A 492-nucleotide genomic window follows, 5' to 3' on the forward strand; every position below is an offset into this window, starting at 1 on the left:
CGGATGCCGAGCAGTCGGTCGCGCGAGTAGGGGTAGAGCGACGCGTCGTCGCCGACGGGCCGACCGGGCGGTGCAGGTGACGCGACGACGACGGCGACGTCACGGTGTCCGTGCTCCGCGAGGTGCGCCCCGACGGATCGGCCGGCGCCGTGGTCGTCGATCGCGACCCAGGGCCCGGCGCTGTTCGCCCGAGAACGGACGAGAGGGAGCCCCCTGCTGTCCAGGACCCGCACTGCCGGGTGGTCCTCGGGGAGCCCGTCGGCGATCGCCCCGTCGATCACGGCACGGTTCACGGCGTCGACGGAGTCGCGGCTCCCCGCGCCGCGCCACGCACCGTGCGCCCCCGACGGGATGAGCACCATGCTGGCGCCGTCGTGCGTCAGCGACTCGGCGATCCCGCCGAGGAGCTCGACCACGTACGGGTCCGAGAAGGCGTAGGCGAGGTCCACCGTGAGGATCACGCCCACCGCACCCGCGTGCCCGGTGCGGAGC

At 74.6% G+C, this 492-nt stretch carries 1 pseudogene; it reads right to left on the reverse strand.

Annotated features, from left to right (window positions below):
- A pseudogene (locus G3I78_RS47510) lies at nucleotides 1-461 on the reverse strand (hypothetical protein); the annotation flags it as partial.
- Nucleotides 462-492: the final 31 nt, after the last annotated feature.

Source organism: Streptomyces sp. SID13726 (assembly GCF_010548375.1).
Classification (GTDB): Bacteria; Actinomycetota; Actinomycetes; order Streptomycetales; family Streptomycetaceae; genus Streptomyces.